Origin of the sequence: Salicibibacter halophilus, assembly GCF_006740705.1 — a bacterium.
Taxonomy (GTDB): domain Bacteria; phylum Bacillota; class Bacilli; order Bacillales; family Marinococcaceae; genus Salicibibacter; species Salicibibacter halophilus.
On the sequence record NZ_CP035485.1, the window covers coordinates 1,220,705 to 1,236,628 of the forward strand.

General features: G+C 42.7%; 11 protein-coding genes and 1 pseudogene. All 12 read right to left on the minus strand.

From position 1 onward, the window contains the following. Nucleotides 1–167 precede the first annotated feature (167 nt). Nucleotides 168–1,415 carry an IS4 family transposase gene (locus EPH95_RS05940; RefSeq protein WP_142088177.1) on the minus strand — a complete coding sequence of 416 codons (1,248 nt, stop codon included), beginning with the start codon at nucleotides 1,413–1,415 and terminating at the stop codon, nucleotides 168–170. Between the two features lie 151 nt (nucleotides 1,416–1,566). Then, nucleotides 1,567–2,478 carry a hypothetical protein gene (locus tag EPH95_RS05945; RefSeq protein ID WP_142088179.1) on the minus strand — a complete coding sequence of 304 codons (912 nt, stop codon included), beginning with the start codon at nucleotides 2,476–2,478 and terminating at the stop codon, nucleotides 1,567–1,569. A gap of 44 nt (nucleotides 2,479–2,522) precedes the next feature. Beyond that, complete coding sequence (gene istB / locus EPH95_RS05950) at nucleotides 2,523–3,293, minus strand: IS21-like element helper ATPase IstB (RefSeq protein ID WP_142088181.1); 771 nt, start codon at nucleotides 3,291–3,293, stop codon at nucleotides 2,523–2,525. Next, the gene (gene istA, locus EPH95_RS05955; RefSeq protein ID WP_193557008.1) at nucleotides 3,290–4,858 is read right to left on the minus strand and encodes an IS21 family transposase; all 1,569 of its coding nucleotides are present in this window, start codon (nucleotides 4,856–4,858) and stop codon (nucleotides 3,290–3,292) included. Before istA ends, istB begins: the two co-directional genes overlap by 4 nt. A 275-nt stretch (nucleotides 4,859–5,133) precedes the next feature. Continuing rightward, the gene (locus tag EPH95_RS05960) at nucleotides 5,134–6,423 is read right to left on the minus strand and encodes an ISL3 family transposase (protein ID WP_142088183.1); all 1,290 of its coding nucleotides are present in this window, start codon (nucleotides 6,421–6,423) and stop codon (nucleotides 5,134–5,136) included. A 145-nt stretch (nucleotides 6,424–6,568) separates the two neighbouring features. Beyond that, nucleotides 6,569–7,954 (minus strand): hypothetical protein, encoded by a 1,386-nt coding sequence (locus tag EPH95_RS05965; protein WP_142088185.1) that lies wholly within the window; start codon nucleotides 7,952–7,954, stop codon nucleotides 6,569–6,571. 195 nt (nucleotides 7,955–8,149) lie between these two features. Further along, nucleotides 8,150–9,732 (minus strand): annotated as a pseudogene (gene tnpC / locus EPH95_RS05970) (IS66 family transposase). A 62-nt stretch (nucleotides 9,733–9,794) separates the two neighbouring features. Continuing rightward, nucleotides 9,795–10,148 carry an IS66 family insertion sequence element accessory protein TnpB gene (gene tnpB / locus EPH95_RS05975; protein ID WP_142087553.1) on the minus strand — a complete coding sequence of 118 codons (354 nt, stop codon included), beginning with the start codon at nucleotides 10,146–10,148 and terminating at the stop codon, nucleotides 9,795–9,797. Further along, the gene (tnpA, locus tag EPH95_RS05980) at nucleotides 10,142–10,492 is read right to left on the minus strand and encodes an IS66 family insertion sequence element accessory protein TnpA (protein WP_227003902.1); all 351 of its coding nucleotides are present in this window, start codon (nucleotides 10,490–10,492) and stop codon (nucleotides 10,142–10,144) included. Before tnpA ends, tnpB begins: the two co-directional genes overlap by 7 nt. Nucleotides 10,493–10,868: 376 nt before the next feature. After that, nucleotides 10,869–13,031, minus strand: a complete 2,163-nt coding sequence (locus EPH95_RS05985) for a DEAD/DEAH box helicase (RefSeq protein ID WP_227004069.1) — start codon at nucleotides 13,029–13,031, stop codon at nucleotides 10,869–10,871. A 5-nt stretch (nucleotides 13,032–13,036) separates the two neighbouring features. Beyond that, complete coding sequence (locus EPH95_RS05990) at nucleotides 13,037–14,347, minus strand: ATP-binding protein (protein ID WP_142088189.1); 1,311 nt, start codon at nucleotides 14,345–14,347, stop codon at nucleotides 13,037–13,039. Beyond that, on the minus strand, nucleotides 14,344–15,783 hold the full coding sequence (locus EPH95_RS05995; protein WP_142088191.1) for a tellurite resistance TerB C-terminal domain-containing protein: 1,440 nt from the start codon (nucleotides 15,781–15,783) through the stop codon (nucleotides 14,344–14,346). The genes EPH95_RS05990 and EPH95_RS05995 overlap by 4 nt, the downstream gene beginning before the upstream one ends. Nucleotides 15,784–15,924: the final 141 nt, after the last annotated feature.

The following is a 15,924-nucleotide window of genomic DNA, read 5'->3' on the forward strand; positions in this document are numbered from 1 at the left end:
GCGATGCATAAAATATGCTGAGAAATGTCAAGCGTCCTCCAATAAAATAACATATTATTCCATATATTCAGACGTATAGATATGTTCATTTTTTGAAAAAAAAGCAAAGGGGGTGGTGGCGGTCATCCACTATCCACATTGTCAGAAGATATTATAATTTCGAAAATTTATCCACAGTGGACATCTGCATACACAGCCGCAGCGCCTTCCAATCCCTCCTTCTCCACAAGCTCGGTGAACCGCCGGAATTCCCCTTCAGGGTCGGTTCGTTGCCGACCTTTGCTTGTTCGCGTAGGCTTACGATGCAGATGTTTCACCAGTTCTTTGAAGGGCTTAAAGCAGTCATCCCGCACACAGCGCAACAGATAAAACAGCGATTGTGTACAACCTGTCAGCACTTGAAGAAGCCGTAGCAGGCAATAAGTGATTAGCGCCATCCAAATTTGGTTATACACAGCATTGGGGCTCGTCCCGTAAAACGATTTGATTTGTAAGTGCTGCTTCGCCCATTTGAAAAAGAGTTCGATATGCCAGCGCTTGCGATAAAGCTCGCCTAAGTCCTCGGCCTTACCCTCTTCGTCGTTTGTGATGAGTTGAATGAGATTACCTTCACTATCATGCGTTTCAATCAAGCGAAGGGCATGTGTCATTTGCTTTTGACCACCGCCTAGCCGAATGCGGGCATGACGGGTAATGGGGCCGTCCGGATTCACCGGAAATTCTTCGATCACATCGAATACTGCATTGCTTTTGAGCCGCGTGATGAATCGAATGTTGGTCTCCGGTTCGCAATACCGGTCAAAGGCTTCATAATCGTTGTAGCCGCGATCGAACAAGTACAGAGCGCCTTCTTCCACAATCAGCTCATTCATTTCCGTACGATCGGCGTGAATAGCTGGTTTAAGAACAGCGTCCTCCGGTGCGGTTCCATCCGGCAGACAAGCCACGTTCATATGAATTTTCAGGCCGCCTTTCCCCTGTTTGGGACGATAGGTCGCCCATCGGCAGAGGGAAAGACAGAGCGGAATGATCGAAGCGTCCACAAGATAGATGGGACTCATCACCTGCAAGCGATGACGAGGATGGATTTCTCGCTTCATTTGGCTCACGACATCGGAAAATAAGGCCTGGCTAACATCAGCGCCTATGTCACTCAAACGGCGTGTAAGCTGTGAGCTGCTAATCGAAGAAAGATTTACGCTTTCTTGGAGTTCTTCGCTATTCTTGAGTGTCAACGCTAACTGCTTCGCGCTTGGAATCTGGTAGATCTGTGCATAAATCATCAGAGCAACCAATTTTTCATGGGTTAATTTCTTAACGTATCGGTCTATCCCAATAAAATCTTCTAAAACCTTTTTGATATTTAACGGATGTAATGCTTCCTTAAATGTGGTACTCGTGGTATCCTTGTCCATAGGAGCTCCTTATAGTGAGAGATTTGGACGTGGACCACCGTCCCTCTCATTATAAGGTTTTTTATTGATTTTTTGGACAGAAATTCCATAAATTTTATATCGAATTTCGGGGTTTTTTGCTTGACAAATAGTGTTTCAACTTAATGCATCACTAGTGATCAAGTTTCTTGATTTTTGTTTGAAGTTGCCGGAAGAATTGAGTGACTTTCTTATGGCCAACCCCCTGAAAGTTTAGAAGCTGCCTAAAGTCCACCGGAAGTTCTTTTAGTTTTTTGTAACCTTTCGTATCCAGCATTATCAAAAGGCTTTCAATCGAAGAAGTAAATTCTATTTCTTTAAGAAAGTAATCTCTTGATTGTTCGGTAAAGTAAATGATTTCCCCATTTAAACGGGTCCCCTCTCCTTGATTGATCACAACTTCCTCGTCACTTTCGTCTAAGTTTTCGATCGTTCTTAGTTGTGAAAAAAACTTCGATATTCTACCTGGCCCAACATCGTCCATTTGTTTATATATATAGGTTAAGTCATCGGGCAAATCCTTGATTTGATGTATTTCTTTTTTATGCAGTTGATGGATAACTGAATTTAACCCCGCGAAATCCTCGTGAGTGATGGTCATCTTAGTAGCTTCCTCAGATAATCCTATAAATTGATTTTTAAACCTTATGGTTTTTACGGAAGACCGGTCCTTACTCTGTGTCCCTGAATTTACGGGTTTTTCTCCTTTCTTCAATTGCTCCAAAAATGTCAACATCTTACTTTCGCCAACACCGGGCATTCGATCAAGTATGTCATTCAACTCATATGGTAAATCTTTAATTTGAGCTATGCCCAGCTTTCGTAGATTTTTCAGCAATGCTGATGAACCTGAACAATGCTCTAGCGTAATTTTTTCATGTAGTTTTACTTCAGGGACCCTAATAACATTATCTTGAAACTTAATCCATTTAGGATTTTGCCCTTTATCGTTATTTGTTTCTGTAGCTTCTACCACTTCTGTATCATCACATCGTTGCAAAAAATTCAACCAGTCCTTATGATATTCTTTTAATAACCATTGCAACGAGGAGATGTAACCGTCAAGTGAAAATGAACACTTTTCGCTAATTAATTTTGAACACTTTTTTTCGTAAAAATGGAAGAACGATGCTTCATTCGATAGCTTTCATCCTCTCTGAAATGAATGACTTCAGCCCGGTGTAATATTCGATCCAGGATCGCTGTGGCGACGCCGGGGTCCCCTAATAATTCTCCCCATTCACTCGGCCCTTTGTTTGATGTCAAAATAACCGATGCCTTGTCATAGAGGTCATTAATCAAGTGAAAAAACAGATTGGCTTCCCGGTTGTCCATCGCCATGTACATAAGATCATCGATAATAACCAAATGAGAATCTCGGATGCGCTTCATTCTTATCTGCGATTTTCTCGTAAACTCTTCCGTTTTTAAGGTGTGAATGAGGTCACCCATGGATATAAAGGAAACTTTATACCCTTGGTGAATGGCCTCAATCCCCAGCCCCGTCGCCAAGAAGGTCTTGCCCACCCCTGGCGGTCCGAGGAGAATGAGATTATACAGTTGGTCGAGCCACGTAAACTCTTGAAGTTGATTCAGTTGCTTTTTGCTTAAGGACTGCTGCTCGTTAAGATCAAAAGATTCTAGCGTTTTATAAAAAGGAAACGCTGCCCATTTCAGCCTCTTTTCCACTTGTTTCTCATCCCGGCGTTTTTGCTCATAAGATGCTAGGCGATGAAGAAACATCCGATAGGTCCAATCTTCGGCTTCTGCTTGTTGTACCAGTGCAGGCAGGCACTGTGCGCTTTCTGACAACCGCAGCGAACGCAATTGCTGTTGAAGTTGTTCAAGCGTCTGAGTCATACGGAGGCTCCTTCCAGTAAGGCGAGATAGTCGCTCACGTCTCGCGTCTGTGGCTTCGTATCATCGACGGACGTCTCTCGCCCTCCTAAAGGCTTGATCGGCTCTTTTGTGTGCTCCAATGCTGCATGGTCCACCTGACGCTGGCGTTTGATGTACTGAACAACATCGCCGAACTCTGTGGCGCTCTCAATGCCTTGCCGGATACACATGTGCAACGCTTCGTCACCGATGGCCGGTTCGATCTCTTTCAAGGCTTTCGACATGAGTTGAAGCTGGTCCCGAATATAACGGGGATAATTCTTGTGAAGGGCTTCTAAAAATGTCATAGCCTTTTCTTTGTCTTCAAACTTTTCGGCCACCGTCGCCATATAGGCAGGGACCCCCTTCGTTCGATCACGTGTGTGCTGAGTGTCTTGAATCAACGTGCCTCTTTCATGGCTGATCTTGTGGTTGGCAATCACAGACCCTTCCTGTTGTTCACGAATGACCAGATGGTCGTCGTCCGTCGTTTGAATGTACACGATTTTATTTTGTCTGTAGGTGCCCAGTGGAATGGAGTATCGGTTCGATTGGTATAAAATCGTATTGTCCTTTCGAACCGTTCTTGTTACACTAGAAGCCACACGAGAAAACATTAGTTTTGTGATGACCGGTCGTAAGTGTTGTTTTTCCAGAGCGAACACTTCGACGGGTCTTTTTTTGGTTGTGTTATGCACTTTCCCATTCCCTGTTCGTTCAAGCCATGCGTCGCTTTGTTCATGCCAGCGATCCAACGTGCTGAAGATACGATTCTTCGCGAAGTTCCTCTTCACAAATTTCACCACATTTTCAACCTTTCCCTTGCTCTCAGGGTCGGCTTTTCGACAAACGTACATGGCTAACTTTCTTTCCTCGCGATACGCCTGAAATGCTTCGGTTAAGATCAAATCCCCGGCATTCTCGCTCACCACGATTAAGGCATCTTGATCATAAACAATTTCATAAGGGATGCCTCCAAAAGCGTGAAAGGCCTGCTCGTGGTAGTCAATCACATCTTTTGTTGTAAAAGGCCTGTCCAGCCATTTAACAAATTTATACCGTGAGTGCGAGAGAACGAACGTAATGCACGTGAGTTTAACCTCCTTACCATCGGCTGTTTTTTGAACGGTGTGCCCAAAGTCTACTTGAGCTTGTTGGCCCATGGGTGGATCTTGAAGGGCTTGATAGTCTCGCATGGCTTCCGTTTTAGGAATGTTGTATTTTTCACGAAGCTCATTGACATACAGGCGCACAGTGCTTTCGCCAACTTTTAGATCTGTATAGCTTTCAAGTAACCAATCATGAATTTGAGATGCGGATAGATCCGGATGTTCACTGAGCCATGTTTGGATAAGCATTTCATACGGATCCAACTTTTTTCTTCTTGTCTGGGTTGAGGCCATCCATTCACCCATTTCCTCCGGAGATTTTTCGAGATACTTGTAGACCGTCGTCCTTGAAATGCCCAACTTTCTAGCGATTCTTCGAATCTTAAACCCCTGCTGTTTTAATTGATAAATATCCATGTACACTTTCCACTTTTCCACCTTTCAGTTTCCCCCATTGCTGTATGTAGTCTAAATGTTAAACACCTATGACATTATACAGAAATGTGAAGAAAAAATTAGAATACAAGGGGGGAGAAAATTTTCGAAAGCGAATGGAGGGCTGCCCCTCGCTCGGGGCAGCCCTCCATTCGCTGCTACCCCTCTGCCAGAAAGTGTTCATTTTTATGGTTCTATCACAAATCACGGGATGGATGACAATATTCGACAATGAAGTCCCGCACCTTGCTTTATAGAGCAAATTTTGTCGATAATCCTTAGGTTGCCGGTGGGTATTCTTCTTGATGGATTCTTTGTTCACACCGAGCTTGATATTTTCTCCATTTAAGGATCGCCTCTTTTTCTTCCTTCACCTGCATCCGAGCTTGAAGAGAGAATAACGAATAGCCAAACCCTTGTTGATTCATCGTGCGGAGTTGGTTGTTCTTCCCTTCGGTTTTGGCGTTGGATATACGATAGTGAAACCGATGGAGAATTTCCGGCAACCAATTCCAAATCGTCTTGAGAAGATCATCGAACGGCTCCAGGGAAGAGGCGATGACCTCTTTTTCCCACGCCCCTAAATGATCCAATGCTTCTTCCAGATCATGGCATTGATACAATTGGCGAAGTTTTTGATGCAGGCGCATGGCTTGAGCTAACGTCGGTGATGTTGTCTCCCAATGCTTCAGACGTTCTTGTTGTTCCGGGGTTAATTCTTCCGTTCGTTCAGCAAACAAGTCTTTGTCTTCTTTTAATGCCACCCGTTCTTCTTTGGTCAAAACATGTTGGACGCTTTTTCGCACATCGTCCAAGGCACGCGTCGAAGCTTGGATGACATGGAAGGCATCAATGACCACGATCGCTTGAGGGAGGGCGGCCTTAATCGCTGTCTGATAAGGCCTCCACATATCGATCGCAACCGCAATCACTTGTTCAGGTTGAGACAATTGGTTGAAAAGATCCATGACAGCTTCTTTGCGACGACTTTCATGTAACTCGAATAACTGGGGCCGCCATGGTACCGAGAGATCGTACATGACCAACCGATACTTGCCTTTTCCTTTGGCCAAACTGATTTCATCAAGGCCGATGAGTGCGGGGGTGGATCGATCCGAAATAGCTGGATGCTCCCCATGACATGCGCGTGCATGGACCCCAATAGTTTGACCACTGCGATCAAAGGCTTCTCCTACCGATTTGAAGGTACGGTCGGCCGTTGCAAATATCAGTGATTGCTTGGCTATCACCGACATTCGTTGATATGGTTTGAGCCAAGGTAATGGCTCCATAAACGTACGACAACAGGCATCACATATAAATCGACGATGGTTGAAATGATCAAAGATCGGTGTATCGTTGTGAGCGCCTGCAACCACTTGCTTCATGTGATGCTCATGCACTCGGGTTGTCCAGTACCCACAATCCGGACAACGTGTGCCTTCATTCAGTAACTGAAGGTAGCGATATAATCCTGGGTTCGGATAACCAAATGGAATTTCTTCTTGATGGATAATGGCAAAAGGGACTTCTTTACATTCATGGACCATGGTATAATGGGTAAGCATCCAAATCACCTTTCGTATGGGTTTTGTGGGTACTTATCCATTTCGACAGGTGATTTGGATTTTCCTGTTTTATCGGGTGTCGATTCATGTCCCCCGTAAATTGTTACTGAACCATTTTTATTTAGCGGAAATGGTCTACTTTAGTTTAGCAGTTCCAGGAGACTGGGATGCCATGTAAATCTTTCATTTCATATATCCCATATGGGCGCAATAATTCACGTACATAAACAGGAAAAAGCTGATTGAGCGATACGCTTATACTTTCATCTATAACTATATAACCGTCTTGAGGATTTAGATTGAAACGTAACTGTTCCGCAAGTTTTCCAGTGAATGTTATACCTATAAAAGTAAAAAAAGATATTAAAGAAGTAAATGCATTTCGATTATTTACGTATAGCGACCGGAGATGGGCCATTTTGATTTCTGTAATGTTATCAATCTGTACTGAGCTTAAATGATTTTTTCCGACTTGATTACGAATAAATAAGTCTTGTATATGATTAGATGAGACAGGGAATAAGATCTGTTCATCAGCTTGAGATTTTTCAAATTGTAACGGTTTTACAATCCGTATGCCTGCTTTATCTGATTGTTTACGTTCTCCTTTAATTTCATCTTTTAAATGAATATTGGTCGAAGTGGCAGATGCTGTTTGTTCATGTTTCCTGGTAATTGTTTGAGTTGATATCTCTTTTTCCTGTTTATTTGCTGACTTAAAGAAAGATGCCTTTTCTTCTTCAATGGATACTTTTAAATCGTGTTTATTTTTATTAAGCAGAAACCATGCTGGTTTTCTTCTCGTCGATCGGCTGCCCTGTTTTGAATGGCGGAAGAAGATTTTTTGATCTTTTAACGCAAAAATCGTACTTTTAAGTTCCCATCCACCCATCACCCAAAGTGTTCCGCCGTTATGGCGCATGTCAATAACTTCTAATCCTTGTTCTTCCAAATATTCATCGATAGGCACTTCCTTTTTCGTTTTTACATCCGATGCCGTAGCTTCGTTTTGTGATTGCTCTATTTTTTTAAGAAGTGGTGCTAATTTCTCATCCAATGCCCGTTCTAGATTATCATTGAGCAACGTCTCTAATTCTTCGGTCGCTAAACTATCCTGCTGAGTAGCCCGGGGAAGTTTGTATTTGGGAGCTTGAAAATCTAGCGTGCCATAACATTCCAAATACCAGAATGATAGATCATATATATAACGATGTGCTTTAATTGCTTCTTCAACGCTTCCGTATTGCACATTATGAGCAGCATTATTTCCCCTAATCCGAAGCCAATCCAATTTTTCTTTATTGAACTTCTCTATATGTTCTAGCCGAAATAGCTTACGCACCCTCTCCACTTGTTTGACCTCGTAGACTTCGCGAATTCCTTCTTGTTCGTTAATAAGAAGTGCTAGTTTTTCTCCATATGTTCGTGCCTTTATAAGAACCATCTGCGGATCTTTAAATAGGATGTCTTCAATTTCTGATCCCAATTCTTCAAACTCATGTGATATCTGTCCTAAAAATTGAAGAGCCATATTCTACTTCCTTTCCGTTTACTCCTATGTCTATTTTAAATGGACAAAATAAAATAGTAAAACAAATAGTAAAACGATCTCCTTTATTATAAGCGTCAGGATGACAAGTACTGTCAGGGAACAGCAATTCTACTGCTTTAATTGTAAGCGTCAAATAATCCCCACCTAATAACAGGCGGGGATGTCATGTATGCTTTATTTAGATTGATTAGGGACGAAACATTCTTGCGGGAGTGTTTTGGACCATGGCAGAAGTTGAGCCAATTGCGCTTGATCTGTTGTATCCATATTGGGAAGTTCCTCAAACAAATAGCTAAGGTAGTGGAATGGATTCAATCCGTTTTCCTTGGCTGTCTCCACAATACTATAGATCATCGCACTGGATTTTGCTCCCTTTGCGGTGTTGCTAAACAGCCAATTTTTCCTCCCCATCACAAACGGCTTGATGGATCGTTCGGCTCGATTGTTATCGATCTCCAATCGGCCATCCTCTAAAAATGCCTCTAAACGCTCCCATTGGTTACGACAATATTTAATCGCCTTGCCAAGCGCACTTTTTGGTAATACATGTGGCGTTTGTTCTTGAAGCCATGCCAAAAAAGCCTCCAGTACGGGCTGGCTGCGTTCCAAACGCTTTTCATAGCGTTCTTGTGGACTTGCGTCCTTTAAATGGCGTTCAATGTCAAAAAGCTGATTGCAGAAGGCCAAACCTTCTTTCGCTTTCACAGACGTCGTGGCTGCGGATTCAGGCAATGCCTGCAGCGCTTCCGTGAATTTACGACGCGCATGCGCCCAACAGCCGACCAAACGGACATGGGGAAGGCCATTGTATCCTGCGTAACCATCGACATGCAGGTAGCCCTGAAAGCCATCCAGGAATCGGCGGGGATGCTTATTCGCCCGGGTCTGCTGATAATCGTACAGCACCATGGGCACATCGGCTTGTCCGGAGCGAAACAGCCACATATAGGACTTCGATGTTGCCGATCGTTCCGGTTCGGATAACACTTGTAAGGTTGTCTCATCCGCGTGTAAGGCATCCAGCTCTAATAGTTGGGCATGCATTTCGTTGTAAATCAGCTCGAGCCACGTGTTGGCACCGGACATCATCCAATTGGCCAGAGTCTGGCGGGGGATAGATACACCGAAACGTTCCAGGTGTTTCTCTTGCCGATACAAGGGCATGCCTTCCACATATTTCTGGGTCATGGCATGAGCCACGGCGGATGGAGAGGCTAAGCTTCCCGGAAATGCCGGTTCCGGCATCTTCGCTGTCACGATAGGCGTTTCGATGTCATGGCGTTCACAATGGCGGCAGCCATAGACATGGCGGACGTGCTCCACGACTTTCACTTGCGCTGGAATGACCTTTAATTCTTTTCGCACGTCCGTACTCATATCGTGTAGGGCTCCGCCACAACACGAACAGACCTGCTCCTCATCGGATAAATGATAGTCCATCGTTTCCGTCGGCAGGTTTTCGAGCTTTTGTTCGCGTTGGCCACGCTGTTTCTTGCGTTTATATGTAACCGTTTCGACCGTTGATTCTTCAACCGTCGGGGTGGATGTACCTTCGACCTCATTGAAAAGAGAGAGCTGGTCTTCATCGGTCTTCTCACTGGAAGATCCGAATCTGCGTTGTTGGCTTAGGCGAAATTGTTCTTCGTACCATTGGACTTTAGCCTCCAACGCCTCTTTTTCCAGCTCAAGCTTTTCATTTTGCGCTCGATAATATGCAATTGATGGGTTTGATGATTGCGCTGTATGTGCCATACCATAAGTATACGGAAAAGCATCCAACTTGCCCAGTCGAATGCCCGTATTTCTAAATTTCAATGTTCTATAGAATGGTACGCGCTTTGACCTCCCGATGGGCCTGCCTCTGCTCGATGGGCAAACCATCCAGCAGCCACCGAAGTTGGCGCGGACTGATGGTCATGGGTGCCGTTTCTGTTTCCGATGGCCAATGGAATGTGCCATTTTCCAACCTGCGGTAATGGAGCCAAAAGCCGTTGTGCTCCCACTGCAGGATTTTCAACTTGTCACGTTTCCGATTACAAAACACGAACAGACAAGGGGAAAAAGGATCGAGATCAAAGCATTGTTGGACAATAACGGCCAGACCGTCGATCGATTTGCGAAGATCCGTGTTTCCCCGAGCCAGGTACACGCGCTCGAATGATACATTCAACATTGGCTTCGCAACACATGAATGATATCGGATAATAACCCAACATGGGCGCCCGGCCTTACTTCGACGGAGATGGCACCGTAGTGAATAAAGATAGGTTCCGATCCTCCGGAAGGTATAGGATCATCATCGTCGACTTGGACCGTCAGCCATTGGGTTGAATCCGGTTCCGATGATATCTTGTCATCCTTGAATCGCTGGACCCAATAATACATTTGATTGACGTTGATGTCCTGCTCACGACACCATTCGGCCACACGTTGTCCGCTTTCTTTCCAGGCATCATACCGAGCTTTCCACTCGATTCTCTTGTCTTTCAGCGTCATCACATAACCTCCCGCAATCATTTCTAAGGCGATTATGGCACGGATGACTTTTGATTCCTATGTGTATTCTATTTGACGCTTACCTACTTCCTTTCCGTTTACTCCTATGTCTATTTTAAATGGACAAAATAAAATAGTAAAACAAATAGTAAAACGATCTCCTTTATTATAAGCGTCAGGATGACAAGTACTGTCAGGGAACAGCAATTCTACTGCTTTAATTTGTTAAAAAACACCCCTTCAAGGGGTGGTAACGGACTACTTGAATAATTTCCGCATGGTCTTTCCTGTCGCCCGACCGGCTACACGCCGACCTACACGTTTGCCTACTCTTTCTTTACTGCGTTAACATCGCCAAGAATACGCGCGAACTTATACAGAAAACTTCGGAAGCTATTCATCGGTTGGCTTCCTCCTCTTCCATTGTTTGTTGAATGATCTTGATTTCCATTATTTGTAGAAAATTTAAAGCTCCTGCCAAGTCAACTTCATGTGCTTCATGCATATGGTGATATAAAGACCCCGGGAGATATCGACTATATTTCGACATGAAACTTTCTCGATAGTTCGTAACAGCAAACAAGTCATATGCTTTCCACTCAACTTCTTTCAATTCTTGCCATTTGTCTTCAATGTCTGCAGGTGACGCCCCCTCTATTTTGTAGTCTCCAACCCTTGTAACCCCAGCCCCAACGGTTTTCATCATCCATGCCAATGTCCGCGTAATCTTTGTGCCTGAAAATGTGTCAAGTACCCATCCATTTTCATAAATCCATAATGGCCGCTGATATGCAGAGAGTTTCACTTCATGATACATATGCCTCTGATCATCAAGCGTAGCTTGCGCATTCTGATCTAAATATGCAAAGGTGTCCTTCCCATATAATATGGTGGACATCTTCTCTCCGATCTTAGGATGCATTTTGCCTCCACCACTGGAGTACCGGGGAGGATTTCCGTCCACCGCAGGTGTCACGTGGATTTTATTGGTATCTTCATTGATTTCCGTAATGGTCCATAGCTTTCCCGACAGGATAAAGTTATCACCTGCAGTAAAATTCTGTGATTGATCTAGTGTTCCAATATTTTGGGAACCATGTAATACTTCAAATTCTTGGACAGACATAAAGACACCATAAAAATCTCTACCGCGAAGGATTCGTTCACCTTCGAGACCAACGATTAATTCATGAGTGCCTCTTATCTGCTCCAGTATGTTATCTTCAATCATTTTTTCTAACAGTTTTTTTACCTGTTCCCTATCAAGCGTTAAAAAGATTTGATTCCTTATAATGGTCATGATTACGTTTTCTTTGGTGATGCCGTTCGTTTCGGCACAAATTGAGATAATTTGCTGGAAAAGGATATCGTAAGGGAGCGCATACCCTTCTGTAGGCTCAATCCATCCTTCCAAATTTAGTTCCATCACAGCCAAGGACTGCAATAAACTATCTTCGTCGGTTGTATAGAGTTGCAGCATCTGATGGCTATCGGCCTTTCGGCCTGATCGTCCCAACCGTTGTTTTAATGAAGAAACCGAGAAGGTGTTATCAAGTTGAATAACGAGATCAATCGATCCGATATCAATGCCCAACTCCAATGAGCTTGTAGCAACAATGCTCTTGGGCATCTTCGTGGCAGCAACACTTTTTTCTACAAATTCACGTTCACTTTTATCAATGGAAGAGTGATGAGCAAAATAGCTTTCTGGGTGGTTTTCCCTTTTTGCAAGTCTGTTGAGAAAATATGTAATTTCTTCGACGCTTCCCCTGTTATTACAAAAAATTAAAGCCTTTTGGTTTCTCGTCAATTCTCGCATATCCTGCAACAAATCTACTGGTTTTTTGGGGCCATCTTGTTGAACATGCAACAAATGGTACAATAACTTCTTTTCTTCTCCTTCTGATTTGATTACCTCCACTTGCTTTTTGTTCTCAGGGCGAGTCCATTGTTTGACCAAATCAAAATTATCAATGGTCGCCGATAAACCGATGATGCGTGGTCTATGAGTTGTATAAGCTTCCATCCGTGACAACAATGATCGCAAATGAACGCCGCGCGCTTCATTAATAAAAGCATGAATTTCATCGATAATAACAAATTCCACATCGTGAAATATGTTTGCAAGTTCGTTCGTCCGGTTAATAAACAGACTTTCCATCGATTCAGGCGTGATTTGTAGAATACCCGCGGGTTGTTTTAACATTGCTTTCTTTTTGGAAGCCGATACATCCCCATGCCAGCGATGAATAGGGATGTAGGAACTTTCACAGATGTCGGTAATCCGTTCAAATTGATCATTGATCAATGCTTTTAAAGGGGAAATGTACAGTATTTTGAGCTTATCCGGAGCTGTATCCACAACCTCCGATAAGATCGGTAAAAAAGCAGCTTCCGTTTTTCCGGATGCTGTAGCTGAAGAGATAATAACGTCTTTGTCTGTATTTAAAATTGCCGGGATAGCTTTCTCTTGAACAGGGGTAAAATGCTTCCATTGCTGCTCCCAAATTTTCTTTTTTATAAATGGAGCGAGTGATTCAAATGTAGTCAGCACCATCATCTCCTTTAAGTCGAAGAAAAGCGACTCATTAATGTGTCTTCGGTTTCATTATTCTCTACGGAAGCCTCATCAAACACGACACTCACGGGAGCTTCAGGATTTTGCTCCAGGATATTGAGTCCGCTTATAAATTTCCGGGCGACATGACCTACTTTCGTATATTCTTCAGCACCCGGCATCGAATAGATATTTTGGATGAATCCCTTAATGTCCTCATCGCTCACCTTTTCCTCATAATTATGGAATTTGGCATGAATCGCCCGGATGGTTTGTAACAACACGAATATTTCTTCATGTTTGAGTGGAGCCAGAATGATGGCTGGTTGGGATAGATCCCGATATTCCGCTGTTTCATATGGATTCGTGATTAACCTCCGCTTTAGGGCTCCATAGCTGTACAGCCCTTTTCGTTCGTCTTGCAGAAATTCTTGGGTCCCCGCAAACGTCAGATATAATCCTTCGAATGTTCCCTGCAAGCAATCATTGAACATGGAGAGAATCGTTTCATAGTTTTTTTCGCGTACTTGACTATGATTGATTTTATACAGGTTAATCGCCTCATCAAAGTTAATAACCAAACCAGCATACCCTACTTCTCTCATAAAAGAGGTTAGGACTTTTAAATAGCTATAATAGTTTTGATCATTGATGATATCTCGGACACCGATCTCTCTATTTGCTTCCATTTTTGTACCATATTCTCCACGCATCCAGCGGAGCGCCTTTCTCTGCAAATCACTTTCACCTGTGACGAATCCTTGATAGTATTTTGATAAGACACGGGAGAAATCATAAGCCCCGGGAAGTTCATCCATGGAAGATATTCGTTTTGTAATTTCGTTTTCTACTTCTCGGGAAAAGTTCATATTTGCTGGATCAATGCCGCTGTAACCTTTTTGTTCTTGGACATATTGCTGAACACTTGTGATCCACATATCGATAACAACCGATAATGCCCCGCCTTCAGGAGACGTGGGCGTCGATAAATTTTTCATAAGTTCCGTGTAAAGTGACTGGGATTGCCCATCATTTCCATAGAGGCGTTTTCCGGGTGCAAAATCGGCGGTTGTGACGACAAAATTTAACGTATGAGCGTATTGTTTTGTTAATGCTTGAATAAAGCTTTTCCCCGAACCAAAGTCACCAATAAAAAATTTTACGATGGAAGAGCCTTCCTTTACTTGTTCCAACTCTGACATAACCTGCTTCGCCTCTTTTGTCCTACCAACCATTATATGTTGGATACCTCTTCGGGGAACTAGACCTCCGTTTAAAGCCTCGATAATGGCGGATGTTTCTCTCTTTTTTATTTTCATACCGTTTCCTCCTCCAACTTCATGAGCACGGCTTGATAATCTTCATCAAGCAAGATCTCTTGACCATCTATTTCCAATATCGGCTCTCCAAAATGGTTCACACTCTTATCATTTAGATCAGAAAGAAATACACCGAACATTAATCCATGGTTTTCAGCATGTGCTGTTGCTTCTTCAAGTGGTATCAAAGCCTCACCATTTTTTATAGCAATTTTTGATAACAACGTTCGTTCAGCATCTGTTAATTCAGCTACAAAAAGAGGCATGCTGGGACCGGGGTTTGCGGAATCTTCTTCGGTTGTTTCATCTATTTCAGATCCTGTTTTTGCAGAATAATCGGAGGATAATTCTTCAGCTTGTGCTGATATAGAAGTGATTCTTTCCTCATCAAAAACCAAGCTAGATGGATGCTCTTCCTCTTCATTGGGAGGAATGTCACTTCCTTGGTGCAATTCCTGGTCTTGAACCACTTGAACCACTTGGAATCTGTCAGGATTATTATCTTCCGCTACAGAACTCTCTTCCTTTGGTATAGAATGGCTTCCATGATTCATATGTAAAGATTCCTGATTTTTTTGTTGGTTTTCTTCCTTTTCAATCATTTCCTTTCTATCTTGCAGCATGTCTTCCCAGTTCATTAACCGTTCTTTTTCTTCATTTATGTCTTTTGTGCGATTCACGATTTCTTGATTTTTTTCGTATAGATGCTGCTGACCCTTTTGAATTTCCTCTTCTTTTCTTTCCAGGTCTTGTTTCCAATTAAATAATTGAAGGTGTTTACGTTGTGATTCCGTAGGATTTGTTACTTCTTTAGTATCGCCATCTGATTTTGGTTGCTCTTTTTCAAGTTTTATCTCCCTAGTCTGAATTTCTTGTTCCCAATTTTGTAAATCCGTAAATCGATTTGCGTTTTCTTCCTTTTTCTCAACAAGTTTTTGTTTTTCTTGTTCAAGGTTTGTTTCTCTTTGTCGAAGTTCTTGTTCCCAATTCAATAATTGCTCCTGCTTGCGCTGTAATTCAGTGTTCAACCTTGCAGTTTTTTGCGCATGGGTGTCTGTATTCTGCTGTTCTTTTTCAGGATTAACTTCCCAATTTTGAAGTTCTTTCTCCCAGTTAAGTAAGCTATTTTCTTTGCTTTGCAATTCAGCAATTTTGTGCGTGTTTTCTTCAGTTATATCAACTTGCTTTTGTTCTTCCTGTTCAAGGTTGGTCTCTCTTTCTCGAAGTTCTTGTTCCCAATTGTATAGGACATTTTTATCTTTATTCTCCTCAATCGTACCTAAATTTTTTCCCTTAATAATTTTGTTATTGTCAGTGTCCAGTAATGTCTTAAAAACGATTTGAATGATTGCAATTGTGCCCGGAATAACAAAAAACCACAGGCTAGACATCAGTCCAATAAGCCAAGAAGACAGATACCAGGGTGTCTTTTTCATACATACCACCTTAATTACATATTTCTCCGTTTTCTTCTACTTATAATTTACCCTTAAATCCTATGCTTTTCAAGTTATTTTATACCAAAGGATCATTGCATTTTGTATCTTTAGTCCTTTTTAAAAGTTTAGAAATGGATC

Excerpts from the sequence above, each read along its gene's own strand:
- EPH95_RS05940 (WP_142088177.1), bottom strand. The coding sequence starts at position 1,415 with ATGGACAAGGATACCACGAGTACCACATTTAAGGAAGCATTACATCCG.
- istB (WP_142088181.1), bottom strand. The coding sequence starts at position 3,293 with ATGACTCAGACGCTTGAACAACTTCAACAGCAATTGCGTTCGCTGCGG.
- EPH95_RS05960 (WP_142088183.1), bottom strand. The coding sequence starts at position 6,423 with ATGCTTACCCATTATACCATGGTCCATGAATGTAAAGAAGTCCCTTTT.
- EPH95_RS05965 (WP_142088185.1), bottom strand. The coding sequence starts at position 7,954 with ATGGCTCTTCAATTTTTAGGACAGATATCACATGAGTTTGAAGAATTG.
- tnpB (WP_142087553.1), bottom strand. The coding sequence starts at position 10,148 with ATGTTGAATGTATCATTCGAGCGCGTGTACCTGGCTCGGGGAAACACG.
- tnpA (WP_227003902.1), bottom strand. The coding sequence starts at position 10,492 with ATGATTGCGGGAGGTTATGTGATGACGCTGAAAGACAAGAGAATCGAG.
- EPH95_RS05985 (WP_227004069.1), bottom strand. The coding sequence starts at position 13,031 with ATGATGGTGCTGACTACATTTGAATCACTCGCTCCATTTATAAAAAAG.
- EPH95_RS05990 (WP_142088189.1), bottom strand. The coding sequence starts at position 14,347 with ATGAAAATAAAAAAGAGAGAAACATCCGCCATTATCGAGGCTTTAAAC.
- EPH95_RS05995 (WP_142088191.1), bottom strand. The coding sequence starts at position 15,783 with ATGAAAAAGACACCCTGGTATCTGTCTTCTTGGCTTATTGGACTGATG.